This window comes from Flavobacterium urumqiense (assembly GCF_900108015.1).
GTDB classification, from domain to species: domain Bacteria; phylum Bacteroidota; class Bacteroidia; order Flavobacteriales; family Flavobacteriaceae; genus Flavobacterium; species Flavobacterium urumqiense.
Window position 1 is genome coordinate 3,751 of sequence record NZ_FNVP01000025.1, and the last position, 790, is coordinate 4,540.

A 790-nucleotide genomic window follows, 5' to 3' on the forward strand; every position below is an offset into this window, starting at 1 on the left:
GTATTCCCCTCTTGAGAGGGGCTAGGGGTGTGTCCTTTTTTCAAAACAAACAACATTATTTTGAAACTAAAACCTATAAAGAATGCGGGATCATATTTGTCCCTTGAAATTTCCGGCTAGTTCCAGTAAATTCGTCTGTTTTATTAAAGTGTGCAAAAATTATAATTAAAAACCTTATTTTTAACATATTGAAAACGCTGATAGGTCTATTATGTCTAAAAGAAAAATCATACCCTACAACCCTAAACTTAAAGAATTTGCAAGACAACTTCGTAATAATTCGACAGAAACAGAAATTTTTATGTGGTTAAAATTAAAGGGCAAGCAGATGTACGGTTATGATTTTCATCGACAAAAACCTATTGATAACTTTATTTTAGATTTTTTCTGTTATGAATTAATGTTAGGGATAGAAGTAGATGGCTATTCTCATGAGTTTTTAGAAGTATATAATAGAGATTGTATAAAGGAAAAAAGAATGAATGAGTTCGGAATTACCGTTTTGCGATTTAGTGATGAACAGGTCTTGAAGGATATGGAGAATGTTATAATGGCTATCGAGTTTTATATTTATGAGTACGAAAAACACACCCCTAACCCCTCTGAAGAGGGGAATTGAAGAGTGGGATTACGAGGTGTAAATAACTTTTGGTTTTTATGATATGTTTTGAACAACAGATCTTTAGCTGAAAAACACACCCCTAACCCCTATAACTCCCGTTATTATTTAATTTTGGAGTCGTTGAATCTTCGATTTGAAGAGGGGAATTGAGGAGTGGGATTACAAGTG

General features: G+C 33.0%; 1 protein-coding gene. It reads left to right on the forward strand.

Features of this window, described 5'->3' with window-relative positions; translation table 11 throughout:
- Positions 1-211: 211 nt before the first annotated feature.
- Entirely contained in the window at positions 212-619 is a 408-nt protein-coding gene (locus tag C4S35_RS15385; protein WP_104001030.1) for an endonuclease domain-containing protein, read from the forward strand.
- Positions 620-790 lie beyond the last annotated feature (171 nt).